This window comes from Enterococcus sp. UD-01 (assembly GCF_044909655.1).
Taxonomy (GTDB): Bacteria; Bacillota; Bacilli; order Lactobacillales; family Enterococcaceae; genus Enterococcus_L.
This window is the reverse complement of sequence record NZ_JBIYEU010000014.1, coordinates 78,800-104,119: the sequence shown is the minus strand read 5'-3', so window position 1 is coordinate 104,119 and position 25,320 is coordinate 78,800. Positions and strand designations below refer to the sequence as shown.

Genomic DNA, 25,320 nt, shown 5'->3' with positions numbered 1-25,320 from the left:
TCAAGATATTCTTGAACAATCTGTAATTTTAATTCAAAACTGTACTTTGCCATACAAAAAAACCTCCAAAAGTTAGATTTTTAGGTCTAACTTTTGGGGGTCACTACAAAGGGCTAATTCATTTTTCTACTCTGTTTTTATAATTAAATTTTAGCCCATTTCCGGGATTTCTTGTACTGTTCCGTGTGGAAATAATTTCCGGAACAAACGACGAATAATCGGACCGGCAATTATTAGCTGTAAAGGAATAGCGAAGATAATATTTTTACCGATATTTTTAACCCAAGCTAGAAAAATAGCTGAGCTTAGGCCGCTATGCTTAACCACACCGTAGAAGGACTTGAAAAAGACCATTCTGCAGATCATCCAAGAAGAAATCAACACGATTTTTTTCAACAAATTGTAGAAGAATATCAGCAAATGAAGCGGCTGGTAAAGGAAAATGCTGGCAAGCTGGCTTGCAACGGTTTCCTTTGATCAAGCACCGCCTCGATATTATGAAAAAGAAGAGAAGCCCTGCTAAAGTTATATGATATAAAATATAAAGCACTCACTCTATCGTTCAGATAAGCTGAGTGCTTTTGCTTTTCAAGCATTGATAAGGGGCATTCTTAATAAGACAAAAGTTTGAAAAAAATCTAAAAATGTTGTCATGATAGAGGCTTTTTTCTGAATATAATTAAAGTATAAGTCAATACTAGTTGACGACCATCATAGGGCTGCCTAAATAGTAAACAGGAAATTAGACAGCTCTTTGAAAAAAGTAGGTTGTTGTAAATCATAACAGATAATCAAGGAAACGCCGTACTTGATTATTCGTGGGAAAGGAAAGTTGCTAGAATTATGACAGAGGTAAACCTGTGGCTGTTGATCGCTCTGATTCCTGTACTGATCGGCTGCATTATAGATTATCGAGTAATGAAGAGAAAAGTAAAAAAGAAATAATAGGTTGTCGCAGCGAATTTAAGGGTGTTAAACGAAAGCACAAGCTTTTGCTATGCACCCTCAAGTTAAATGAATAGGGATGAAAAAAGGAGGAAACAACATGACTGATAAACAAATTGACGATTTTTTGCGAGAGTATCAAAATTATTACGCACAAATCTTTAATCAGAAATGGGTCAAACAGGAATATCCGCTTATTTATGCTTATGCACAGTCGTTACTAGAGCAGTTCATTCATTATTCAAAAATGAAAACGGTTGATCGTTTTTGGGCAGATTTTGCGAAAGTTATGACATTTGATGCAAAATTACATTTGCTGGAATTTTTTATCGCAGGTTTGCAGGATTCTTTGATGGAGTTGACGGAAACGGATATTCTAACACTGATTGAAAAAGATTATGTGACATACCATTCAGAAAATATGGGCTATAAATTAAATCAAGATACAGCCTCTTCCTTATTTTTCTTAGTTGAAAAGTAAGGGTGAATCATTCAAATTGTACAATTTGGCAACGGCGGGTATAATGCGAGGAAAGGAGGGAGTTTTATGTATAAATTTCTTTTAAGTACAATCGATCAGGAAGTCTATGATTTTTTCTCTTATGTGTTGGCGTCTAATTTTAAAGCAGGCGAGCTGAGTGACGTGGCTAAAAGGCTGAATCATTCGAAGAATCGTATGCTGATGATCATTGAACGAGTTAAGGAGCTGCAGGAGCAATATACTGACTTCTCTATAGAGGTTTCAGATCGTTTGGAAATACATATACATCTGTCTGCAAACTTTTTACTATCGAAACTCTATGCACTCATGCTGGAAGAGACGATTCCCTTCCGAATTTTAGATCATCTTTTTAGCCAAAAATATATCTCTTTAGAAAATACCGCGCAACAATATTATATTAGCAATCGCACAGTCCAACGAAAATTAAAAGAACTGGACCGAATTCTGTCCAATTACAATATCGGTCTGGATTTAAAGAGCAAGTCGTTGTTTAAAGGTCAGGAATACCGTATTCGTTACTTTTTCCATACGATGTACTGGCAAGTCTTTGACGGCAATAATAAGAAACATTTTAATCTCACGCATGAAAGCATTCAAAATCTGCGTCAGCGCATAAAAGAAGCCCCTACACATTACCGCAATATTGACATTGATAAATTTGTCCAGATCGTTGCCTTAAGCGTCTATCGAATGAAACGTCATTATTATGTAACGGAGATTCCCTCAGAGATGGAAGAACTTTACCATGTGTACATCCCTTACGATTATTTTAAACGCTCCATTCTTACACCGATTTTTTCAGAAAACTATTTAAATATTCCCATTCCAGAAACCGAATACCGCTTTTTATATTACATGTTTTCCGTCATTACAACCTATTTGCCGACAGAAGTACCGGAACAGCTTTTACCAAGTCGACAATCCAAAGAAATTTGTCAGGCGACCCGCCTGTTTGCGTAGACCGCGCAGGAATATTTTGGCTTGCCGTTGACGATTAAAGAGCAGAATTATTTGATTGTGAATACCTTAATTATGCATTCGACATCGATTGTTTTTGCTTCGCCCACTAAAATTGATGCCTTCGGCAAAACAACAACGGAAGAAGATTATGTCAGAGTATTTCCTGTTTTATATCTTAAGGTCAAAGAAATGTTTACTTTTTTATGTGAGCAGTCGGCGACCTTTATTGAGCTTTACAAGGCAAATGACCGCTTGATTTTTCAATATACGATGCTTTTGTCTCTTTTACTGCAGAATTCTTCGAAACCAATTCGAGTGTTCCACGAATCTAAGTTTGGTAAAATTCAAGATGCCAAACAAAAGAAGCGCATCAAGCAATTATTTAATGACCGCATCGTTTTTGTAGAGGAAAATGCAGAGATTGTCTTAACAGATTATCCAGTGGATCGGCAAAAATTTTTACAGCAAAACAGCAAGGTACAATTCTTTAAATGGAATAGCTTTCAGACGACCGAAAAGTGGATTGAATTGATTGAATATATTGAGCATTATGGTAAAGAATCGCATAAATAATTTGATTGAGTATTCTTTTCTTTACATTTTAACTATTGACGGACATAAAATTATGCGTTATGATTTTAGCGAATTGAATAGTATTCTTCGGGGCAGGGTGTAATTCCCGACCGACGGTGACAAGCTTTGCTTGAAGTCCGTGACCCGCGTAAGCGGTGGAGCCAGTGAGACTCTGGCACCGACAGTTAAAGTCTGGATGAGAGAAGAAAACCACAAAAGAGCAAGGGCTTACTATAGCCACTGGCCTCTTTTGCAGGTCTTGTTTGTGCATGCCTCGTGAATGTTTTCACGTGGCATTTTTTTTATGGAAAGGAGGATTTGATGCATCAAGAATTTATGGAATTGGCCATAGAAGAAGCGAAAAAGGGCTTAAATCAGACATTTACCAATCCCTTGGTTGGCGCTGTACTAGTCAAAGACAACCACGTAATTGCAAAGGGCGCCCACCTGAAATATGGTCAGAATCATGCTGAAAAAAATGCTATTGAGCAATGTCAATCCTCCGAAGAACTAATCAATTCAACTTTGTATGTCACTTTGGAGCCGTGTAATCATTTTGGGAAGCAGCCGCCATGTTCACAGCTAATTATCGACAGTGGTATTAAAAAAGTGGTTATTGGACAGCTTGATCCCAACCCTTTGGTTCGCGGAAAAGGCAAGGCATTTTTAGAAGAAAGCGGCGTAGAGGTAATTGTGGGAGTAGCAGAAGAAAAGGTTCGGCAATTAAATCCGTTTTACAATTTCTTTTATCAAACGCAGCGTCCTTATATTGCTTTAAAGCAAGCGATCACTTTAGACGGCCGCATTGCAATGAATCAAAAAAGAACAGCGATCACTGGAAAAGCAGTGTGGCAAAAGGTACATGAAGAGCGCTTAGCGTATCAAGGAATTTTAGTCGGCAGCCAAACGGTATTGACGGATGACCCGGAATTGCTGGCTGTTGGAACACCGGAATTCCCTCCTGTACGAATTGTGTTGGATCGGCGCGGCCGGATTTTGGCTCAACCACGGCTAAAGCTTTTTCAAGGCTCAAAAGTGCCGGTTTGGATTTTTACTGAACAGCCGGCTCAACAGCCACTACCGCCACATGTAGAAGTGATTTGTCTGCCGCAGGTTACGATTGAACAGGTCATTAAAGAGTTAACTAAAAGAAAGCTTCAAGCACTGTATGTAGAAGGTGGTGCAAGGATTCATGATGCCTTTTTAGCCAGCGGTTATTGGGATGAAGTGATTACTTATGTAGCGGCTAAGGTGATGGGCGGCGCCGGCTTGAGCAGCTTTGGCAGTGAAAGAGAAGTAGAGCAGCTAAGTGAATTAACAGATGTAAAAATAACACAAATAGGTGCAGATTTACGGATCAGTGGAAGGAGGCAAACGTCATGTTTACCGGATTAATTCAGGAAAAGGGCTGTGTGAAAAAGCTGCAGCGACAAGCTCATACAATCCAATTAACCTGCAGTGCTTCGGAGAAATTACTCTCGGATTATCAGGTTGGTGACAGTATGGCGATAAATGGTACTTGTTTAACCGCAATTGAAAAAACAGGACAGGATTTTACCGTAGACATTATGCCGGAAACCTTTCAGAGAACTACATTTTCACTTTTAAAGGTTGGCTCAGAGGTTAATTTAGAACGTGCGCTGCGGTATGATCAACGTTTTGAAGGTCATCTGGTCGCTGGACATATCGATACAATGACACGTTTGCTGCAAAAAAGGACTCGGGAAAATGCGTTAATCTTAACCTTTGCCTATCCGCCAGCTTTACAAGGTGAAATTATTCCCCAAGGCTCCATTGCCATTAACGGCGTGAGCTTGACTGTGACGGAGGTTAAGGCAGGAACTTTTTCAGTCGGACTGATTCCTCATTCAAAGGATCAAACCACACTGGGAAAGCTGCAGCGAGGGGAACATGTCAATCTTGAAACAGATATGATCGGTAAATACCTTAAAGCACAAAATCATTTATTAACTAAATTTGCGAAAGAAGGGCTAGCATGAACCGAGTAGAAGAAGCAGTAGCATGGTTAAAAGCAGGCGGTTTAATTATTGTCGCGGATGATGAAACACGAGAAGCGGAAGGCGATTTATTAGGGCTTGCAGAGTTTGCTGAACCAGAAAGTATTAATTTTATGACGAAGCTTGGTCGTGGCTTGATTTGTGCCCCGATTTCCCAAGCCATTACGCAAAGACTAGGGCTGCACGAAATGACGGAAAATAATACCGATGCTTTTGGCACAGCCTTTACTATTAGTGTGGATCACAAGGAAACGAGTACAGGAATTTCGGCGTTTGATCGGGCCAAAACAATTAATAAATTAGCAGATCCAAAAGTGAACGGACAGGATTTTTTTAAGCCCGGACATATTTTTCCTTTAATTGCAAAAGACGGCGGAGTACTTCAAAGACGCGGGCATACCGAAGCAGCACTTGATTTAGCCAGACTGGCCGGTAGTTATGAGGCGGCGTATATTTGCGAGATTCTTAAGGAAGACGGAACGATGGCGCGTTTTGCTGATTTAAAGGAACTTGCGCAGACTTGGCAGTTACCCTTAATTACGGTAGAAGAACTTAGTCAATATATGTTGAAGCAACGGAAACTTTCTGTATCTTTGCCGACAAAGAGTGGCGATTTTACGCTTACTTTAATTGAGGATGGAAAGCAGAATGAACACTTGGTTCTTTCCAAAGGACAGCTGCAAGAGGCACAGCAGCCAGTTTTGGTTCGTTTACATTCTGAATGTTTAACGGGCGATCTCTTTGGTTCCAATCGCTGTGACTGCGGTGAACAGCTGCAGCAGGCTATGTCGTTAATTGAAGCAGCCGGTCAAGGTGCGATTATCTATTTGCGGCAGGAAGGTCGCGGGATTGGGCTGAAAAACAAGCTGCGGGCTTACCAACTGCAGGAGCAAGGACGTGATACGTATGAAGCAAATGTTGAGCTGGGCTTTGCGCCGGATGAGCGGGATTATACGTTTGCAGCTGATATTTTACGTTCTTTCGGGATTAAGCAAGTGAAGCTTTTAACAAATAATCCACAAAAAGTCCAAGAACTAGAAAAGCTAGGCATTGAAGTAGTGGAAAGAATTCCGCTTGAAACGCAAGCATTAAAAGAAAACAAAGCTTATTTAAAAACCAAAAAAGAGAAATTCCATCATTATTTATCTATTTAAGAGAAGGAGGAAATTAGCATGCCAGTATATGAAGGTGCATTTCAAGGAGAAAATGTACGTGTGGGGATTGTCATTAGTCGTTTTAACGAATTTATTACGTCAAAATTATTATCTGGGGCCAAGGATAGCCTGATTCGTCATGGGGTGAAGGAAGAAAATATTGATGTTTACTGGGTACCGGGAGCCTTCGAAATCCCATTTATTACGAAAAAAATTGCGTTGAGCAATAAATACGACGGGCTACTTACATTAGGTGCTTTGATTCGCGGAGCCACGACACATTATGAATTGATTTCCAACGAAGTTGCGAAAGGCGTGGCGCATATCGGGTTAGAATCGGGTGTGCCGATTATGTTCGGTGTACTTACCACGGAAACGATTGAACAAGCGATTGAACGTGCAGGAACAAAAGCAGGCAACAAGGGCAGTGAAGCGGCGCAAGGCTTATTGGAAATGATTTCTCTGACGCAGCTTGTATCTTAAATAAATAGAGGCCGGCCAAAATCCGAATTTTGGCTGGCTTTTATTTTTAATGGCTGGCAGCACATAAGCCGGCTTTTTTTAACCTAAATAATGGGCATAATGCACGTCTTTAAACTGTTTGGGTGTAGTTTGCGTTATTTTTTTAAACACTTGAATAAAGTGACTTTGACTGGAGAAAGCCAGCAGGTTGCTGATTTTTTCACAGGAATAATCCGTAAATAGCAGCAAATGCTTCGCTTCGATAATTTTCTTTTCTTGAATATAAGTATGAATAGTTTTTGACATTTCTTTTTTAAATTGTCCGGAAATGTGTGTTTTGTGCTTTTGAGTGACTTCGGCCAGCTCCTCAAGGGTAATTTTTTCATACAAATGGCTGTCGATGTAATTGACGATTGTTTTGACCAACAAGGACTTTTGCGCCAAAGGATAGCTGTGCAAGAGCTCCATAAAGCGATAGGTAGCTTCTTTAATATAGCGCAGGCATTCTTCTGCTGAATGAATATGAATGAGTCCTTGAATTAAAGAATCGGAAAGTGCAAAGGCCTGATTTACCGGTACTCCTTCATCAATACTCATGCGGGTAACGACAGCGACAAACGCTGAAAATTTTAATTTTAACCCTTCTAGCTCAAAAGGAGAAAGGGAGACGTCGTAGGTTTCCTTCATTTTATTAAACACCCAAGCGCCTTTTTCCGGCTCATTGCGGCGGATATAATCTAGATAACGTAGCTCAAAATGATAAGAATCAAAGGTGGCTTCGTGTACGCGGCGATTGTAAAGATTGGTTTCCAAGCGTAAATCCGTTCTTAAGGCGTGGCTTTCCTTTTCAGAATGATAGAACCAGCGAATGTGCTCTTTTTCTACCACTTTTTGTACAAAAATAGTATGTAAAAGCTGCAGGTATTCTTCAAAGGAACGTTTATCCTCTTTTGAATAGTGAATATTATAATGATATTCATGGCCTAAAAAATAGCAGGAGGTTTCCGGTGTACCAATAACACCGCATGGACCAACGAATAAATAGTAAAATGCATCGTCCGTTTGAAATTGCAGACAGCCCAAAAGATAGTTGCCCATATGATACATATAGACAGTTTCATTCGCCGTTTGATTCAAGTAACGCTTAACCAGTGTTTTTGTATCTAGCGTATTATGCGGATGAAGTAATTCTCCTTGTTCATTCAAAAGCATCATGGGAATTAGATATTTATGGTAAAGCAGATCCATTGTAGTCGTGATACTTTTTAAGTCCATCATTTCACCTCGTTCGAAATAGCTCTCTTTGTTACACTGTCAACACCTAAGCTTCACTTCAAGTATAGTAAAAAAAATTTGAAAAGCAACTCTTTTTTTGATATAAAGGCTCCTTTTGTAGTATAAATCCTTGGAAAATCACCCTATAATTCAAAGTGTTAAAACGGTTACAGAAAGGAATTATTATGGATACTAAAGAGCTGAGAAAACTATTTGAGCGACTAACGATTCGTGAAAAAATTGCTCAAACGATTCAACTCAATGGCAGCTTAGTCGTTGAAAATGATGTCATGAATACAGGTCCCATGCAGGAGCTGGGCTTACCGAGTGATTTGAATCTTTATGAAATTGGTTCCATTTATAACGTAAATGATTTTGAAAAATTAAAGCGATTACAAGAGCAGGTTTTAAATAAGACGCCGCAGCAAATTCCGATGTTGTTTATGTCAGATGTGATTTACGGCTTTCGGACTATTTTCCCGATTCCGCTGGCACAGGCTGGCTCATATGACTTCGATTTGATTCGTAAAGCCGCTGAAATAACAGCCAAGGAGAGCTATTTGAATGGTCTGCATATAATTTTTTCTCCGGTTTTAGATCTTGTGCGCGATCCACGCTGGGGTCGGGTGATGGAATCTCCCGGTGAGGACGTATATACAGCCAAGCAATTTGCTAAAAGTGTCGTGACAGGATACCAAGGAGATTGTTCGAAAGGAGTTCCGGAAAATCATGTAGCGGCTTGTATTAAACATTTTGCCGGATATGGCGCGCCGGAAGCCGGAAGAGAGTATAATACAGTTGATTTGTCCAACCAGCGTTTATTTAACGAATATCTTCAGCCTTATCAAGCAGCACTTGAAGCACAAACGATGCTGGTAATGACAGCCTTCAATGTTTTAAACGGCGTGCCGGCAACGGGCAATAAATGGCTAAATCGGGCTATTTTGCGGGAGCGCTTTGGTTTTGACGGTGTTTTGGTTTCTGATTATGCGGCAGTGAAGGAATTAGTTCCACATGGATTTGCGGCAGATGAGAAAGAGGCTGCTCAAAAAGCCTTGGAAGCTGGGGTAGATTTTGATATGATGACTTCGGTTTATGCCAAACAATTACCGGAGTTAGTTAATGATCCAAAAATTGCTGCTTTGCTGGATGAAGCGGTGTGGCGTATTTTGGAACTAAAGAATCATTTAGGCTTGTTCGAAAATCCTTATCGAGGCTTGGATCTACCGCAAACGGGAGAGATTCTAACAGAAGAAGCGAAGGCTACAGCAGTCAAGCTAGTAGAAAAAAGTTCGGTACTTTTAAAAAATAATGGCGCATTGCCGCTTCAATCTGAACAAAAGGTAGCAGTGATTGGTCCTTATGGAGAAAGTCGGTTGACCTTAGGGTTTTGGGCTTCTGTCAGTGGGAAGCCGCAGGATGCAATTTCTTTAAAGGAAGGCTTGCTTAATAATGTTGCTGCTGAAAAACTGACATTTGCCAGAGGCTATAATCTTTTTGATTCATATGATGGCTTTGGCCCGTTGAAGCAGGGAATTGAACGATTGAATGGTCCTATTGAACCGGCTGAGCAATTATTTGAGGAAGCACTTACGGCAGCAGCTGCAGCGGATGTGGTTGTTTTAACCTTCGGCGAGCAATTTCTGGAAAGCGGTGAAGGGGCGTCTAAAGCGAAGCTGGGATTGCCAGAGAAACAAGTACGTTTAATTCGCGCGTTAAAAGAAACCGGCAAACCGTTAGTAGGCGTTCTTTATACCGGTCGACCGTTAGTATTGACAGAGGTTGAGCCATTGTTTGACAGTCTGCTGCTGGTTTGGTATCCGGGCATTATGGGCGGAATTGGCGTCGCTAATTTATTGACAGGTAAAAGCAGTCCTTCAGCTCGATTGAGCATGACTTTCCCGCGAAGCGAAGGACAGATTCCGATATATGGCGCTCAGCTGTCAACTGGTCGCCCTTTAGCTAGTAGCAGTCATTCGGATCGTTTTGTTTCTAAATATATTGATGAGTCTAATGAACCGTTATTCAAATTTGGTACAGGCCTTACGTATGCTGAATTTGAAGGTAGATGGCTGACTGGAGTGGTAACGGAGCAAGCAGTGGAATTAGATTATCGAGTAAAAAATCAGGGAGCACTTACCGCTGATACAGCTGTACATGTTTATGTAAAACAAGCGCCTGCGGCTATTGTCCGCCCAGTCAAACGGCTAGTTGCCAGTGCTGCGGTCACTTTAGAAGCACAGGAGGAAAAACAATTAAAGAGCCAGATTCCTTTGGCAGAATTGATTTTTTATGATAATGAAGGCAATCAGCATTTAGCAACTGGCGATTACCAATTTATATTGGATATTGGCGGCACTGAGGATTTCATTACTTTGAGCTTATAAAATTGAGGAGCGTGTTATTATGGAAAAGTTAGAAGATATTTTAAGCAGCAAATTATTACCATTATCACAAAAATTACAGCAAAATAAGGTTTTAGCCGCTTTAATGGAAGGGTTTATTCGAACCAGTCCGATCACGCTGGGGATTGCGTTTATTACAATTATCGGGAATTTTCCGATTCCGGGCTGGACCGATTATCTGACAAAAATTGGTGTTTTCCAGCATGTGGAAGCTATTACTAATGGCGCAACCGGCGTGTTCTCTCTATACGTTGTGTATAGTTTAGCTTATTCTTATGCAAAACAATTAGGCGCAAATGAACGTAATTCAGCAATTATTTCTTTAGCCAGCTTTATTATGTTAATGCCGCAAACGATTATGACAACCGTTATGAAAGATGGTCAAGCAGTAGAGCAGGCAGTGGGCGCATTGAAGTTGGACTTTTTAGGGGGACAAGGCTTATTCATCGGCATGCTGACTGCATTATTGGTAACACGCTTTTATGCCTTTTTATCTAAGAAAAATATCATGATTAAATTACCGGATAGTGTACCGCCGATGGTCACACAATCTCTCGCACCTGTTTTTGTTGTAACGATTATTTTTACGCTTGTTTTTGTGTTACGTGTTCTTTTTGGCTTAACAGCCTCTGGTTCAATTTTCCAATTCTTTATTGACGTTGTGAATGCACCGTTAAATTCATTGGTGGCTAGTCCCTTGTCTATTATTATCATCATGGAGCTTTTGGCTGTCCTTTGGTTCTTTGGAATTCACAATGCTGTATTGCAAGGTCCATTAGGGGCAATCAGTATGACAATGGTAGTGACAAATATTGCCGCTTATCAAAAGGGCGCGGATTTACCGTATTTGATTCCTTCCGTTATTTATATGGGCATGTACGCTGCCGGCTTTATGGGCTTTGTGACCTTCTTTATGATTCGCAGCAAATCCGCAAAAATGAAACAATTAGGGAAACTGTCTTTTATTCCAGCGATTTTCAATATTACTGAGCCAATCATGTTCGGTATGCCCATTATCTTAAATCCATTGTTCTTTATTCCACAGGTCTTTACGCAATTAATCGCCGGCTTTGTCACTTGGGGCTTAACGACGACGATTTTACCAATTAGCCTAAATCCAACCATGAGTCTGTTGCCTTGGACAACACCGACCTTTATTAAAATGCCGTTTTCAGGTGGTCTAAATTATACTATCTTAATGGTTATCTGTATGCTGATCGGGATTGTTATGTGGTATCCATTCATCAAAATTGCCGATAAAAAGGAATACGAATTAGAGCTTGAAGCAGCAAAGGTCAAAGCAACGGAATCATCTGTGGCAAGAGCAGAGGAAGAAATGCAGGCATAACAAGAAAGGAAGTAAAGTATGGCGACGTTAAGCATCGACATCGGCGGGACAAGAATCAAGACAGGAATAGTTGAGCAAGAGTTAGTTACTGAAAAAAAAGATTTTCCTACGCCTCAATCCTTAGCTGAATTTAGCGAATTACTAAAACATATTGTGACCACTTATCGAAAAAGTCAAACATTCACCCAGATTGCATTTTCAGTACCCGGATCAGTGAATGAAGCCAATACGGTCTTTTTTGGCGGAGCCGTTCCTTATTTAAATGAAGTCAATCTAGGGGAGCTAATCAGTCAGCAGCTGAAGGAACCCTTCGTGGTTACAGCGGAAAATGATGCGAAAGTAGCGACTCTGGGTGAGCTGACTCTAGGCAATTTACAGCAGGTAACTAACGGCGCCGCGATTATTTTAGGAACTGGCGTTGGTGTCGGTCTTTGCCTCAATGGTCAGCTTTATAAAGGGTGTCATTATCAGGCGGGGGAAGTCAGCTTTATGATTCGTGATCGGTCAATTGTCGGCGCAGATTCTTTTGTGGGCGTCGGGTTGTCCGCTGTAGCTTTAATTGAAAAGCTGGCGGCATGTTTACAGGTGGAAAATGAAGGACGAACGGTATTTGAAGCCTTGGACAAGCAAGAAAATCAGGAAGCAAGTACCTTGTTCTTAAATTATTGTCAAGAGGTCGCTGTCCTATGCTTTAATATTCAATGCTTATTAGATCTTGAGAAACTTGTAATTGGCGGCGGCATTAGTCAACAGCCGCGCCTGATTGCAACGATCCAGCAATGCTATGAAGGCTTATTTCAGGCAGCGCCAATTATTCAACAAACATTACAGCCGATGACTATCGAAGCCGCTAAATTTCAGGCGGATGCTAATCTCATCGGGGCAGTGAAGGAGTGTTTATATGACAACTAAATTTCCAAAGGATTTTTTATGGGGCGCATCAACCAGTGCCTATCAAGTAGAAGGGGCCTGGGCTGATGATGGAAAAGGCCCTTCGGTTCAGGATGTAAAAGAGATTCCGGCAGGAACGACGGATTTTAAGGTTGCTGCTGATCATTATCATAAGTACGAAGAAGACGTAAAATTATTTAAAGAGCTTGGGCTAAAAGCTTATCGTTTTTCAATTTCATGGAGCCGTGTGATGCCGAACGGTGTGGTGAATCCGGCGGGAATTGCGTTTTACAAAAAGCTGATTCAGCTTTTAATCGACAATGACATTCAACCGATAGTCACTGTATTTCACTTTGATTTACCTGTCTGGATTGCTGAAAAAGGCGGCTGGGAAAATCGTGAAACTATTCAGGACTTTGCCGACTACTGTCAAGTGTTGTTTAACCATTTCGGCCAGGACGTACCTTTATGGCAAACCATCAATGAACAAAATGTAATGGCTTTAGCTGGCTCGGTCATTGGCACTAGTCAAAAAAGCATGAAGGAAAAATTTCAGGAAAATCATCATATGCTGGTGGCACAAGCCTTGGTCACGAAGCAGTTTCATGAAGGAAATTACAAGGGGAAAATTGGACCGGCACCAAATATTGCCAGTGTCTATCCGGCTTCTGATAAGCCAGAGGATCAAATGGCAGCCCTTTACATGAGTGCCTTGAGAAATTGGCTGTTTTTAGATGTTGCAGTCTACGGAAAATACAACCACAATGCATGGCATTTACTTGAAAAAATCGGTGCCGCACCAGAGATCACCGAAGAAGATTACGCGATTTTAGCCGCAGGCACCTGTGATTATATTGCTTTAAATTACTACAATACAATGACTGTATCCAGCTATTATCAAAAGGAAAATAAAATTGATCAGCAATCTGGCTTTGGTATTCCCGGCTTTTTCCAAACAGCAGAGAATAAAAATCTGCCGATGACGGAATTTGGCTGGCCGATTGATCCAAAAGGGTTCCGCTTTACGTTAAACGAAATCTATTCACGTTACCGCTTGCCTTTGTTAATCACTGAAAACGGAATCGGTGCAAAGGATGTTTTAACGAAAGACGGGAAAGTACACGATCAGTATCGCATTGATTATTTAGAACAGCATATTGCACAAATGGGACTTGCGATTGAAGACGGTGTTGAGATTATAGGCTATTGTCCGTGGAGTGCGATTGATTTGATTAGTACTCATGAAGGCATAACCAAACGTTACGGCTTTATTTATGTAAACCGAACAGAAACCGACTTATTGGATTTGGCACGTTATAAAAAAGACAGCTTTTATTGGTATCAAAAAGTAATCGCCGATAATGGCTTAGGGGAGTAAAAGATGAAAACAGAGGTCTTTTCCTTCGATGAACAGGCAGGAGCTAGTTTGACCGTTTACCTGCACGAAGAAAAACCAGAATTTGCTCGTGTGACAAAACGTCCGTTTATTTTAGTGATTCCCGGCGGCGGCTATTCCTTTTGTAGTGAAAGGGAAGCCGAGCCGATTGCGCTTAATTTTTTGGCACAAGGCTACCATGCCGGCGTATTACGCTATCATGTCGGTGAATACCGCAGCTTTGAAAAATCCTTACAAGATGGTCAAACTGCTTTAGCAAAAATTGGTGAATTAGCGCCAGTACATCACATCGATGAAACGAAGATTGCAGTAATCGGTTTTTCTGCTGGCGGTCATTTAGCGGCAGCCTTGTCGACACTAGCGCCTGTGAAACCAAGTCTGTGTATTTTAGGCTATCCGGCAATTTTGAAGTCCTTTGCACAAATAATGCAGGTGGAAGCACCTTCGCTTGAAGCCTGCGTAAGCTCGGAAACACCGCCGACCTTTTTATTTTCAACCTTTGAAGATAATGTGGTGCCGATTGAAAATTCGCTGCTTTATTTACGTGCACTGGAAGAACATGAGGTGCCTTTTGAAGCACATATTTTTCAAAAAGGTCTCCATGGGTTGTCCTTGGCAACCAAATACTTTGGCAATCGAGAGGAAATGATTGATCCACGCTTTGCCCGCTGGTTTCCGGAATGTGTGGAGTGGCTGGAGCTTAATTGGACCACTCAGTCAGCTGCACCGCTTGTCGACAAGCTAGTAGAGCAGCCAATTAAAGAATTAATGAAAAGCTCGCATAATCAACGTATTCTGCTTGGCACTTTTCCGTCCTGGCAAGATAAGAGCGTGTTTAAAATCGTAAAGAATTTTAGCCTGCAGCAGCTGACTACGATGATTCCAGAGCGCTTTAATTCGGAACAGTGCAGCCGGCTGGTTGCTCAGCTGTCAGATTTTGAAAAAGGAGATGCAAGATGAAAGCATTTGTCGTTCACGAAAGCTATAAAGCTACAACGGGTTTCAATTCAGTGCCTGTAGAAATTGAGGAAGTGCGGGTTAGTCAAAATAGCTTTGGCGCTTGCCAGCTTTTGTTTCATGATGGGCGCAAAAATCATTTTATTTTAGGGAAAGAATTTTCGATTGCCGATGCTATTGAGATTCCGCTGTATCGTATAGAAATCCAATCCGATTTACCAGTTAAGGCACAATTTGTAGAATATTATTATGGAAATCAGGATATTTTATTTGCCGATAAATTAATCGATCAAACGAATCGGACCTATTCAGGTGACCGTTTTGCATCGCTTTACGTTGAATTTCCAATAAGTGAAGACATCAGTGCGGGCGATTATCCCGTCACAATTAAGCTTTTTCGCTCGCAATTAACAGGGAAGGATCAGCTAGTGCTGACCAAAACACTAAAAGTAACGGTCAATGATCATGCTTTTCCGGCTGATCCAGCAAAAGCATTCAACCTGAATTTTTGGCAGCAGCCGTCGAATTTGGCGCGTAGTTTTGATGTTCCTTTGTGGAGCGAGGAACATTTTCGTTTGATTGGCGAAATGGCATCAAGCTTAGCTGCAATTGGTCAAAAAGCAGTAACGGTTATTGCCGGTGAAATTCCTTGGAAGGGCTGGTTCAACTATATTGTCAAGGATTATCCAGCTAATCTTTATGAATATTCAATGATTCGTGTTAAGAAAACAATAGCGGGTCAGCTCATCTGCGATTTTTCAATTTTGGATCGTTATTTGGACTGTATGTTCGCTGCTGGTGTGGATCAGGAAATTGATGTGTTTGGTCTACTTGGTGTTTGGCAGCCACCGTTTTTCCCATTGGTAAAAGCGTTAGAGCATCCGGAAAAGCTGGTGATCCGTTATTATAATGAAGCAGAGGAAACAATGGATTTCATTCAGCAAAAAGCCGATCTGCAGGAATATTTAAGTCAGGTCTTTGCTCATTTCAAAGCACTGGGCGTGTGGGATAAAGTACGGATTGTTTCTGATGAACCAAAAGTCCATGAAATCGCAACCTTTAACGCTTCTTTAGCGGAGCTTAAAGCTATTGATGAAACAATTCAAATCAAGGTTGCCTTTGATAAGGAGGATGTCCTGCAGCAATTATTGCCGCAAATTGATTATCCGGTGACTTCTTATTATTGCACTTGCAACAACTATGAAGCACTTAATCAAAGTCATTCTGGTAAAACGCAATACTACGTATGCAATTATCCGGATAAACCGAATACCTTCCTGCATAGTCCGATATTGGAAACCCGTTTACAGGGGCTTTTAGCCCATCATTTTAAAACAAACGGTATGCTGCGCTGGGCTTATAATTGCTGGCCGGAAAATGCGCGCGAAGATATTCGCTACAATACAAGCTCTTTGCCAATTGGTGATTTATGTTTCATCTATCCATCAAATTCTGGCCATTTGTTATTGTCTTTGCGCTATAAACAGCTACAGCGAGGAATTGAAGATTTTTACCTGATTAAACAAGCTGAAGCAATAATGCCAGAACAAACTGCACAGCTGATCAATGACTTTCTAGTGGTCACTGATCCCAAGGAATGGATGCTGGATAGCCATACCAGCAATCCAACGGTTTTCCATCAAACATTTTCTGATTACGAACGTTTCCGTCAAAGCTTATTGGCGATCGTACAAACAGGTAAATAAAAAAAAACACAAGGTCGAGAATGCAGAACACGTTTCTGTTCTCGATCTTTTTATTGTGAAAGGTCAGTTGCGCACCCAATAGTTAAGGGGTAAAATGAAGAAAACACAAGATGGAGGATGACGATGAAAAAAACAGTATGGGGAGTATTACTTGTGACCGGCTTGCTGATGGGCGCCTGTCAATCTAAAAATGCAAAAGTAGCGCCTAATATTTCTAGTACTACAACAACAAGCACACGAAACAGTCAAGAAAGCTCCTCGTCCACCGTTTCATCAAAAACAGCTGCCACCAGCCAAACTACTGAAACGAGCGAGGTTGCCACAGCACTCTGGAATGCGGAAAAAGCGCAGCAGTTGAACAGCTTTATGCAAAGCTGGGGAGCAACGATGGGCCAAACCTATAAAGAATATGCTCCGGGAAATAATGTTAGCTTATATGGCTTATCTTTACCAGACGGCGTGTTAAATGGCATTTCTGGCTGGCAGGCAGTGATTGAAGGTACTCCAATTGATCTTCATTGGTCGGAAGCTGGCACAGGCACAAGCGGATATGCACTAGTAGCAGTCTATTCAGATGCTGAAACCCAGCCTTATTTGGCACAGCACGTTTACTTTTTTACGCTTTCAAACGGACAACCGACTGTGTTGGTGACGAGTCAAAATCAAGGGAATGAACAGAACTATTTATATTTTAGGGAAACGGAAAATGCTGCTTTAAAAGCGGGCTTCACTGAGATCGTGGCGCAAGAATAGAAAGGTAGGAATAGGTATGGATTTAGGACTGATAATTGGGTGTCTCAGCAGTTTTTTTCTTTTAATGAATCTTTTTTATCCAAGTAGAAACAGCGCTGTTGGTCTGCGGATACCGTCCTTATATAAGTCGAAAAAGCATTGGCAAAAGGCACAAACAACCTTTTATGTTTTTATTCTTGTAGGCATTCTTTTAGTGTTTCTTGCTAAAATCAGTCAGCTAGTGTCTGGTGCGCTGTATAACGGACTTTGCGTGGCCATAATTATTTTGGCAGGACTTGCGACGCTGCTGCTTTTTTCTTTTCAAAAAAATAAAAATAGTTACTAAGATTTGCAACTAAAAATAGACTAATTTTATGGAGGAAGCAGAATGTTCTTAAGTATTGATATCGGCGGCAGCTTTATAAAATATGCTTATCTGAATGAACAACTGGCAATCACGAGCAAATGGAAAAAGCCGACCCGATTTTTTTCGGAAGCGCAGGATTTTTACGACGAGCTTTGTAAAGGAATTGATACTGAGAAGGTTCATTGTATTGGGGTGAGTGCTCCGGGAGTTATTACCGCAGACACGACGGTTGCCTCTAAAGCCGCTAAAACAGTCGCAGTCATGTATCAGACCAATATTCGCCAGGAAATTGAAGTTCGTTTGAAAAAACCAGCGTATGCTATTAATGATGCCAGAGCCGCAGGATTATGTGAAGTCAGCTTGGGCAACGGTCAAGCTGCTGCGACTAGTGTTTACTGGTTAATCGGAACCGGCATCGGCGGTGCAATTTTTCATGGGCAGGAGCTGGTTACGGGAGCTGATAATTTGGCAGGTGAATTTTCTCATTTACCTATTGCAATTGAAAACGGCAGACTAAAAGGAATTAGCTCCGTAACCTCCATGACGGCATTACGCGAATTGTATCAGCTGAAAGCTTCGGAACATCAGCTCCTAACAGGGGAAGAAATTACACAGCGCTATTTGGCTGGTGAAGCAGTGGCTCTTCAAGTGATGGAAGAATGGTGTTTAAATATCGTACAAGCATTATACGTAGTTACCATGTTTTACAATCCGGAAGTGATTTGTATTGGCGGTGGCATTAGTGAAGAACAGTGGTTTATTGAAAAAATTCAAAAGCTATATTCAAATGAAGTCCAGCATGTTTTTAGTGAATTGGTCACTACACGAATTGAAGCCTGCCACTATAACAATGATGCGAATCTGCTTGGTGCTATCTTACACGCCAAGCAACAGTGGCTAAAAGAATAACAAAAACAGGGAAACGAAGCATTTCTTCGTTTCCCTGTTTTTGTTTATTGTTTAAGTACCAGCCAGCAGCTTTTCCACATATTGTTGGAATTTTGCCGCTAAATAATCAATGAGTAAATGACACATGCCGGAAGCAAAAAACGGCAGCACGTCATTATTTTTTGTTGAAACTGAAAAATGATAACAGGAATGTTCCGTCAACCAATTCTTTTCCGCCACAGTCAATGCAATAATTGGTACTTCTTTTAACAAAGGGACAGTCAACAATTCGTTGATTTGACCATTACTTCCTGAACCAGAAAAGACCATAATAATATCTTCTTTTTCAACATTATCAAGAACAATGCTGGTAAGCTCAATATTGCTGTTGCCGGGAATAACAGTACAGACAATATTCATTTTTAAGAAGGAGCGGGCAAAGTTTTGGGCTTGAATTTGTTGATCGGTGCCGGTTGCTAAAAGGTAAATGCGAGACGCGTTTCGTAATAACTCAAAAAAGCCGGCTAAGTCAGATTCTTGGATTCTGTTCAGTACATTGTCGATGTAATCAGTCAGCTGCTCCAGCGATAGAGCTTCTTGTACAGTCCGGGTATTGCCGTTCCAGTCAATTAGATGTTTAAACTCGCTATAGCCTTTAAACCCTAATTTTTGAACAAATCTTAATACGGAAGACTTTGAGGTGTAACTGGCGTCTGCTAGTTTGGTAATGCTCAGTTCAGGAATTTGTTCCTGATGCGTATAGATATAGCTACAGATGGTTTTATCTGTTTCACTAAGGATTTGTGCATTATTTTGAATAATTTGTTGGAATTTCATTGGTTTCCTTTCCCAACACTTAGGGAAGTTTCCCGAAGCGTGTGCAGAGTATTTCCTTTTTATCTTAACATAGTTATGATAATGACGGGAAGCGCTTTCCGTTAAAAAATAGGAGGAATGTGAAATGAGCTTTGAACCTTTAGCTGAAAAAATCGTAGAGCTGATTGGGAATAAAGAAAATGTAAAAAGTGTCACACACTGTGCCACAAGATTAAGATTTAAACTAAAAAATGAAGAGATTGCCAAAACAGACGAAATCAATCAACTAGATGGGGTCGTAACCGTTATGCAAAGCGGTGGGCAATACCAGGTTGTTATTGGAACTCATGTGAGCCAAGTTTATGCCTTTATTTTATCACAACTTGATCTGGCTCAGGAAAAGCCACAGGAAATTGAAGCAGAAGCTAACGAAGAAGCAGCAGAACATGAAAATTTGTTTAACCGTTTCATTGATATTATCTCCAGCGTGTTTACACCTGTCTTAGGTCTATTAGCAGCTTCCGGAATGATTAAAGGACTAGTGGCTGTCTTGTTGGTTGCCGGACTTACAACACAGGAATCAGGGACATATCAGGTTCTTTGGGCAGTGGGAGATGCCTTGTTTTACTTTTTCCCGGTAGCGCTTGGGTACACGTCAGCGAAAAAATTCGGGTTAAATCCATTATTCGGAATTGTCATTGGCTGTGCGCTGCTATATCCAAATTTAGCTAATTTGATTGGAACGGAAGCTCCGTCTGTGATGTTTCAGGGAACTGTTTTTGAAGCGCCGGTGTATTTTAAATTTTTAGGGATTCCAGTTCTGATGATGAGCTATGGACAATCTGTTATTCCGATTATCATTGCCACTTTTTTTGCAGCGAAGTTAGAAAAATGGCTGCAAAAGGTTTGTCCGGATGTTGTTAAAATGTTTTTCGTGCCATTTTTTACTTTAATTATTGTTATTCCATTAACGTTTATCATCATCGGTCCGATTGCTACGTGGGCCAGCTCGATTTTAAGCTCGGCAGTCTTGGCGATTTACAATATTAGCCCACCACTAGCCGGTGCAGTGATCGGCGGTTTATGGCAAGTCTTGGTAATGTTTGGACTTCATTGGGGCTTTATTCCTATTGGTATGTTGAATATTCAGTCGTTTGGCTATGATCCTGTGATGGCGCTGATGTTTGCCGTTCCTTTTGCAACAATGGGTGCTGTTCTTGGTGTAATGTTGAAATCTAAAGACAAAAAAGTTAAATCGCTGTGTGCTCCTTGTTTTGTTACCGGCTTGTTTGGTATTTCAGAACCTGCAATTTATGGGATTACGTTGCCACGCAAGGTGCCGTTTTACTGCACACTAATTGCTGGAGCGGTCGGCGGACTGATTATGGGCTTTGCTGGATCAAAGGTTTATACCCAAGGTGGGTTAGGAATTTTTGCGTTGCCGAACCGTATTTCAGAAAGTGGGCTGGACATGGGCTTTTATGGTAGCCTGATCGGAATTATCGCTGCCTTTATTGTCGCCTTTATTTTAACATTTTTATTCTGGAAAGAGAATAAAGTAAAAACTAGTTGAGAGGTTTGATTTAAATGAAAGCAATTATGCTTATGTTTGATACGTTATCCAAGGCGTATTTGCCTAATTATGGCAATCAATGGGTTCAAGCGCCTAATTTTGACCGTTTAAGAGAAAAATGCATGACGTTTGATAATTTTTACGGTGGCAGCATGCCTTGTATGCCGGCTAGAAGAGAGCTGCATACGGGAAAATATAATTTTTTACACAGATGCTGGGGTCCTTTGGAAGCCTTTGATTATTCAATCTTTGAAAAACTGAATAAAGAAAATATCTATACACATTTAATTACAGACCATTCACATTATTTTGAAGATGGCGGAGCGACGTATCATAATCGCTATTCTTCCTGGGAAGGCTTTCGCGGGCAGGAAGGAGATCGCTGGATACCGCGTTTGGAAGCGCTGGAGGACTGCAATGAAAACCCGCTGAATAAGTCGGCAGATAACATCTCAAGGATTCAGCATTTTGCTAATCGTACTCAAATCAACGAGGAGGCGGATATGTCCAGTGTTCAAGTGATTGATCGAGGACTGGACTTTTTGGAAAAGAATCACGAGAAAGACAATTGGTTCCTGCAGCTAGAATGTTTTGATCCGCACGAGCCGTTCTTTGTTCCAGAAAAATACCGCGAATTGTACAAATTAACCGAAACGAAAGATATTCCTTATTGGCCTGTATATCAGCATTTATCAGAAGAAGAAAAAGCGCATTATGAAGGCGATATAGACGAGCTACAAAAGGAATATGCCGCGTTAATTAGTATGTGTGATTATCATCTGGGACGCGTTCTGGACTTTATGGACGAACAAAATCTCTGGGACGATACGTTGCTGATTGTCAATACTGATCATGGTTTCTTATTAGGTGAGCATAATTGGTTAGGCAAAAATGTAGCGCCTATGTATGAAGAAATAGTTCATATTCCCTTTTTCATGCATGTGCCACAGCACAAGTTAAATGGTCAAAGAATTGATGGTTTAGCCCAAACAATTGATCTGCCGCCAACCTTAGCTGAGTATTTCGCTATTGAGCCCTTTGAAAACATGGATGGTCGTTCCTTATTCCACTTAATTGACCAGCAGCAAGTGAATCACGAGAGTATTTTATTTGGAACCAATGGCGGTCATGTGAATCTTTTTGATGGACGTTATACGTACATGAAAGCAGCGGCAACGAAGGAAAATACACCGCTGGTAAATTATACCTTGATGCCTACGATGATCAGAGGCTTCTATCCAAAAGAGTCGCTGGCGCAAATGTCGTTATCCGAAGGCGATCGCTTCACCAACGGCGTGCCTTGTTTGAAAGTGCCGTTACTGTTTTCTTTTGCTAATTCTTATGAAATCGGTACGCTGCTTTTTGATCTTAAAACGGATCCTGAACAAAATTCACCGATTGAAGACTCGGAACTGCACAAGCAATTAGACCAAAAGCTTTTCAAAAAAATGCAGGAAGTTGGCGCCCCAGCGGAAGAATTTATCCGCTTAGGTTACCAAAAATCAGTATAGGGTGCAGCAGCTTGAACAGATTTATGCTCAAGCTGCTGACTTTATTAACAAATACATGGAGGGCAAAACGATGCAGTTAATACCAGAAGGAACCTTTATTATGGGAAATACCAGTACCGAAAACGGTTTTTTTGAAGATGCGGAACGTCCTGTACAGTCAATCTCCGTGACCTCTTTTTATATGGATGAAACATCTGTTACTAACCAGCAGTTTCAAGCATTTATTCAGGCGACGGGTTATGTAACGACTGCTGAGCGCTATGGAGATTCGAGTGTTTTTTATCTGCTGATTCCGGAAGCTGAACGTGCAAATTACCTGCCGGCCAATCGTATGTTTTGGTGGTTAACGGTTCCCGGTGCCTGTTGGAAGCATCCAGAAGGCCCAGACAGTACGCTTGAGAAGCGATTGGATCATCCTGTCGTTCACGTTTCTTATGATGATGCCAAGGCCTATTGCAAATGGGCGAAAAAGCGTCTACCGACAGAAGCAGAATGGGAATACGTTGCTCGAAACGGACAGGATACCCTATATCCTTGGGGAAATGATTTACTGAAAGATCAACAGTACCACTGCAATATCTGGCAAGGTAATTTTCCTTACGAGAATTCTCAGGCGGATGGCTTTTTAGGAACAGCGCCAGCTGCCTCTTTCCATAAAAATCAGTATGGCGTTCAACAAATGATTGGCAACGTTTGGGAATGGTGTGCTAACCCGAGTAAGATTTCTTTAGCGGATTTAGCTGCAGGAAAAACAGCTGTAGGGCCGGTAGCGGATGAATTTGCGATTCGCGGTGGTTCGTTTTTGTGTCATCAAAGCTATTGTAAAAGATACCGCGTTTTCTCCAGAAACGGCACTTATCGAGAAAATACCGCCAGCAATTTGGGCTTTCGTTGTGTAAAGGATTTTGCTGGGGAAGAGGACGAGACGAATGCGTAAACTAGCAGTCATGATTAAACCCGCCTCTTCTTTGTGCAATATCCGCTGTAAATATTGTTTTTATGCGGATGTAACGGATCAGCGGCAAATTAAGTCCTACGGTAAAATGAAGCCGCAAGTAATGGAAAAAATGATTGACCAACTTTTAGTAGATTTAACAGATGAAGATCAGCTGGATATCACTTTTCAAGGTGGAGAACCGACATTGGCCGGATTAGCTTTTTTTCGTGCTTTCGTTTCATATTTAGCCGAAAAAAATACAGAGTGTGTGTCGATTCATTATGCGATTCAAACCAATGGGCTATTGATCAACGAACAATGGACCCGGTTTTTAAAGGAACATGACTTTTTGGTGGGCTTATCGATTGACGGTGATCGTTCTATCCATGATCGCAATCGTGTGGACCCAAAAAGTAAAGGAACCTATCAGCGAGTACTAAAAACGAAGCAATTACTGGAAACTTATGAAGTTCCGTTTAATGTCTTATGTGTGCTGACCAATGAATTGGCTCGTTACCCGCAAAAGGTTTATCAGTTTATACAACGGGAAAACATTCAGTATATCCAATTTATACCGTGCTTGGGTAATTTAGATGATAGCGACTCTGTTTTTGCGTTAACGCCAAAACGTTTTTACCATTTCTATCATATTTTGTGGAACCTTTGGCAAAGAGATTTTCGTAAAGGAAAGTACCGCAGCATCAAGTTTTTTGACGACTTGATACAGTTATTTGGCGCGCAACGAGTCACTGCCTGCGGCTTGATTGGACAATGTCAGCCTCAATATGTTATTGAAGCTAACGGCAATGTCTATCCCTGTGATTTTTATGTATTAGATGATTATTTAATGGGTAACATCACCCAGCAAACATTGCGCGAACTTTATAAAAATTACGTCATGGAACATTTCTTAACAGAACCTAAAAAACTGTCAAAGCATTGTCAAAATTGCTCGTTTCTGTCAATGTGCATGGGCGGCTGCAAGCGAATGAAGCATTCCATGTACTTGGATCAACAGGAAACCTATTGCGGATATCAAGCGTTTTTGAATAGTCATGGCGCCGATATTCGGCAAATAAGTCGAGCAATTATCTGATATAAGGAGTCTTTGGATGTATATTTATATTCTTTATTTTATTGTCATTTTATTAGCTAATACTATTGGTGCAGTTTCTGGCATGGGTGGCGGTGTGATTATCAAGCCAGCATTGGACGCTATTGGCTATCACAGCCTGCAGCAAATCGTTTTGTATTCGAGTATTGCTGTGTTTACCATGAGCTTGTCTTCCACTGTGAAGCAGTGGAGAAGCGGTACTAAAATTAATGTGAAAAATGCGTTGTTTCTATCTATCGGCGCAGTGCTTGGCGGTTATGTCGGAAATAACCTGTTAAATCTATTGTTAAGTCGAAGTACAGATAGTCAGGTGCTGCTGGTCCAAATTTTTATTACAATTGCTACTTTGGGAGCATCCTTGTTTTATGTGAATTCAGCCCAGACGCATTTTGAGCTGAAAAGCAAGCTAGCATATGGTCTTGTGGGACTATTTCTCGGCAGTATTTCGGCAATGCTTGGGATCGGCGGCGGGCCTATCAATGTGGCCTTATTAACGCTGTGTTTTGGTTTTTCCATCAAGCAAGCAACTGTCTATTCAATAGCAACCATTCTTTTTGCTCAAGCGTCCCAGCTAACAACTTCTTTTTTGCAGGGCGATTTTGCGTTGGTAAACCCAACTTTTTTATTGTTCATTATCCCAGCTGCATTATTAGGCGGTTATCTTGGCGGACTGCTTAACAAACGTTTACCGGAGAAAACGGTTGTTCGATTATACAGCCTGACAATTATCGGTGTTTTGTTGATCAATCTTTATAATTTAATGACGACTATTTTATGAGGTTAAGCCCCA

The 25,320-nt window shown here is 41.0% G+C and carries 24 protein-coding genes and 1 riboswitch; of the genes, 21 read left to right on the top strand and 3 right to left on the bottom strand.

Annotation, left to right across the window (positions count from 1 at the left end):
- Positions 1–150: 150 nt before the first annotated feature.
- Positions 151–354 (bottom strand): DUF2798 domain-containing protein, encoded by a 204-nt coding sequence (locus ABH902_RS11955; protein WP_404591021.1) that lies wholly within the window; start codon positions 352–354, stop codon positions 151–153.
- Positions 355–1,045: 691 nt separating this feature from the next.
- Here ABH902_RS11955 and ABH902_RS11950 point away from each other — a divergent pair.
- The 7 genes from ABH902_RS11950 to ribE all read left to right on the top strand — a co-directional run bounded on the left by ABH902_RS11950 (position 1,046) and on the right by ribE (position 6,635).
- Complete coding sequence (locus tag ABH902_RS11950) at positions 1,046–1,426, top strand: DUF7006 family protein (protein WP_404591019.1); 381 nt, start codon at positions 1,046–1,048, stop codon at positions 1,424–1,426.
- A 66-nt stretch (positions 1,427–1,492) separates the two neighbouring features.
- A complete protein-coding gene (locus ABH902_RS11945) occupies positions 1,493–2,407 on the top strand; it encodes a helix-turn-helix domain-containing protein (protein WP_404591017.1) in 915 nt (304 codons plus the stop codon).
- A gap of 21 nt (positions 2,408–2,428) precedes the next feature.
- Positions 2,429–2,980 (top strand): hypothetical protein, encoded by a 552-nt coding sequence (locus tag ABH902_RS11940; RefSeq protein ID WP_404591015.1) that lies wholly within the window; start codon positions 2,429–2,431, stop codon positions 2,978–2,980.
- A gap of 79 nt (positions 2,981–3,059) precedes the next feature.
- Positions 3,060–3,192, top strand: a riboswitch (FMN riboswitch).
- A 109-nt stretch (positions 3,193–3,301) separates the two neighbouring features.
- The gene (gene ribD, locus ABH902_RS11935) at positions 3,302–4,375 is read left to right on the top strand and encodes a bifunctional diaminohydroxyphosphoribosylaminopyrimidine deaminase/5-amino-6-(5-phosphoribosylamino)uracil reductase RibD (protein ID WP_404591013.1); all 1,074 of its coding nucleotides are present in this window, start codon (positions 3,302–3,304) and stop codon (positions 4,373–4,375) included.
- Positions 4,360–4,980: a riboflavin synthase gene (locus ABH902_RS11930; protein WP_404591012.1), complete on the top strand. Its 621-nt coding sequence runs from the start codon at positions 4,360–4,362 to the stop codon at positions 4,978–4,980. Before ribD ends, ABH902_RS11930 begins: the two co-directional genes overlap by 16 nt.
- On the top strand, positions 4,977–6,152 hold the full coding sequence (ribA, locus tag ABH902_RS11925) for a GTP cyclohydrolase II (RefSeq protein ID WP_404591010.1): 1,176 nt from the start codon (positions 4,977–4,979) through the stop codon (positions 6,150–6,152). Before ABH902_RS11930 ends, ribA begins: the two co-directional genes overlap by 4 nt.
- A gap of 18 nt (positions 6,153–6,170) precedes the next feature.
- Positions 6,171–6,635 carry a 6,7-dimethyl-8-ribityllumazine synthase gene (ribE, locus tag ABH902_RS11920; protein ID WP_404591008.1) on the top strand — a complete coding sequence of 155 codons (465 nt, stop codon included), beginning with the start codon at positions 6,171–6,173 and terminating at the stop codon, positions 6,633–6,635.
- A gap of 78 nt (positions 6,636–6,713) precedes the next feature.
- On the opposite strand, the gene ABH902_RS11915 is transcribed toward ribE, so the two are convergent.
- A complete protein-coding gene (locus ABH902_RS11915) occupies positions 6,714–7,889 on the bottom strand; it encodes a helix-turn-helix domain-containing protein (RefSeq protein WP_404591006.1) in 1,176 nt (391 codons plus the stop codon).
- 185 nt (positions 7,890–8,074) lie between these two features.
- On the opposite strand from ABH902_RS11915, the gene ABH902_RS11910 reads away from it, so the two are divergent.
- From ABH902_RS11910 to ABH902_RS11870, 9 genes are all read left to right on the top strand, one after another.
- Positions 8,075–10,276, top strand: coding sequence for a glycoside hydrolase family 3 N-terminal domain-containing protein (locus ABH902_RS11910; RefSeq protein ID WP_404591004.1), 2,202 nt, complete (start codon positions 8,075–8,077; stop codon positions 10,274–10,276).
- A gap of 19 nt (positions 10,277–10,295) precedes the next feature.
- A complete protein-coding gene (locus ABH902_RS11905; protein WP_404591002.1) occupies positions 10,296–11,642 on the top strand; it encodes a PTS sugar transporter subunit IIC in 1,347 nt (448 codons plus the stop codon).
- 18 nt (positions 11,643–11,660) lie between these two features.
- Positions 11,661–12,554 carry an ROK family protein gene (locus ABH902_RS11900; RefSeq protein WP_404591000.1) on the top strand — a complete coding sequence of 298 codons (894 nt, stop codon included), beginning with the start codon at positions 11,661–11,663 and terminating at the stop codon, positions 12,552–12,554.
- Positions 12,544–13,911, top strand: coding sequence for a glycoside hydrolase family 1 protein (locus tag ABH902_RS11895; RefSeq protein ID WP_404590998.1), 1,368 nt, complete (start codon positions 12,544–12,546; stop codon positions 13,909–13,911). The genes ABH902_RS11900 and ABH902_RS11895 overlap by 11 nt, the downstream gene beginning before the upstream one ends.
- Before the next feature lie 3 nt (positions 13,912–13,914).
- Entirely contained in the window at positions 13,915–14,889 is a 975-nt protein-coding gene (locus tag ABH902_RS11890) for an alpha/beta hydrolase (protein ID WP_404590996.1), read from the top strand.
- Positions 14,886–16,592 carry a DUF4091 domain-containing protein gene (locus ABH902_RS11885; RefSeq protein ID WP_404590994.1) on the top strand — a complete coding sequence of 569 codons (1,707 nt, stop codon included), beginning with the start codon at positions 14,886–14,888 and terminating at the stop codon, positions 16,590–16,592. Before ABH902_RS11890 ends, ABH902_RS11885 begins: the two co-directional genes overlap by 4 nt.
- Positions 16,593–16,715: 123 nt before the next feature.
- Positions 16,716–17,345 carry a DUF4767 domain-containing protein gene (locus ABH902_RS11880; RefSeq protein WP_404590992.1) on the top strand — a complete coding sequence of 210 codons (630 nt, stop codon included), beginning with the start codon at positions 16,716–16,718 and terminating at the stop codon, positions 17,343–17,345.
- A 16-nt stretch (positions 17,346–17,361) separates the two neighbouring features.
- Complete coding sequence (locus ABH902_RS11875) at positions 17,362–17,670, top strand: SdpI family protein (protein WP_404590991.1); 309 nt, start codon at positions 17,362–17,364, stop codon at positions 17,668–17,670.
- A 42-nt stretch (positions 17,671–17,712) separates the two neighbouring features.
- Positions 17,713–18,600 (top strand): ROK family protein, encoded by an 888-nt coding sequence (locus ABH902_RS11870; RefSeq protein ID WP_404590989.1) that lies wholly within the window; start codon positions 17,713–17,715, stop codon positions 18,598–18,600.
- 51 nt (positions 18,601–18,651) lie between these two features.
- Here the strand turns inward: ABH902_RS11870 and ABH902_RS11865 are convergent, their stop codons facing one another.
- Positions 18,652–19,416 (bottom strand): MurR/RpiR family transcriptional regulator, encoded by a 765-nt coding sequence (locus ABH902_RS11865; RefSeq protein ID WP_404590987.1) that lies wholly within the window; start codon positions 19,414–19,416, stop codon positions 18,652–18,654.
- Between the two features lie 124 nt (positions 19,417–19,540).
- Between ABH902_RS11865 and ABH902_RS11860 the strand changes: the two genes are divergently transcribed.
- The 5 genes from ABH902_RS11860 (at position 19,541) to ABH902_RS11840 (ending at position 25,308) form a co-directional block, all read left to right on the top strand.
- The gene (locus ABH902_RS11860) at positions 19,541–20,968 is read left to right on the top strand and encodes a PTS transporter subunit EIIC (protein ID WP_404590986.1); all 1,428 of its coding nucleotides are present in this window, start codon (positions 19,541–19,543) and stop codon (positions 20,966–20,968) included.
- A gap of 14 nt (positions 20,969–20,982) precedes the next feature.
- On the top strand, positions 20,983–22,479 hold the full coding sequence (locus tag ABH902_RS11855) for a sulfatase (RefSeq protein ID WP_404590984.1): 1,497 nt from the start codon (positions 20,983–20,985) through the stop codon (positions 22,477–22,479).
- A gap of 70 nt (positions 22,480–22,549) precedes the next feature.
- The gene (locus ABH902_RS11850; RefSeq protein ID WP_404590982.1) at positions 22,550–23,416 is read left to right on the top strand and encodes a formylglycine-generating enzyme family protein; all 867 of its coding nucleotides are present in this window, start codon (positions 22,550–22,552) and stop codon (positions 23,414–23,416) included.
- Entirely contained in the window at positions 23,409–24,512 is a 1,104-nt protein-coding gene (locus ABH902_RS11845; protein ID WP_404590980.1) for an SPASM domain-containing protein, read from the top strand. The genes ABH902_RS11850 and ABH902_RS11845 overlap by 8 nt, the downstream gene beginning before the upstream one ends.
- A 16-nt stretch (positions 24,513–24,528) precedes the next feature.
- Entirely contained in the window at positions 24,529–25,308 is a 780-nt protein-coding gene (locus ABH902_RS11840; RefSeq protein WP_404590978.1) for a sulfite exporter TauE/SafE family protein, read from the top strand.
- Positions 25,309–25,320: the final 12 nt, after the last annotated feature.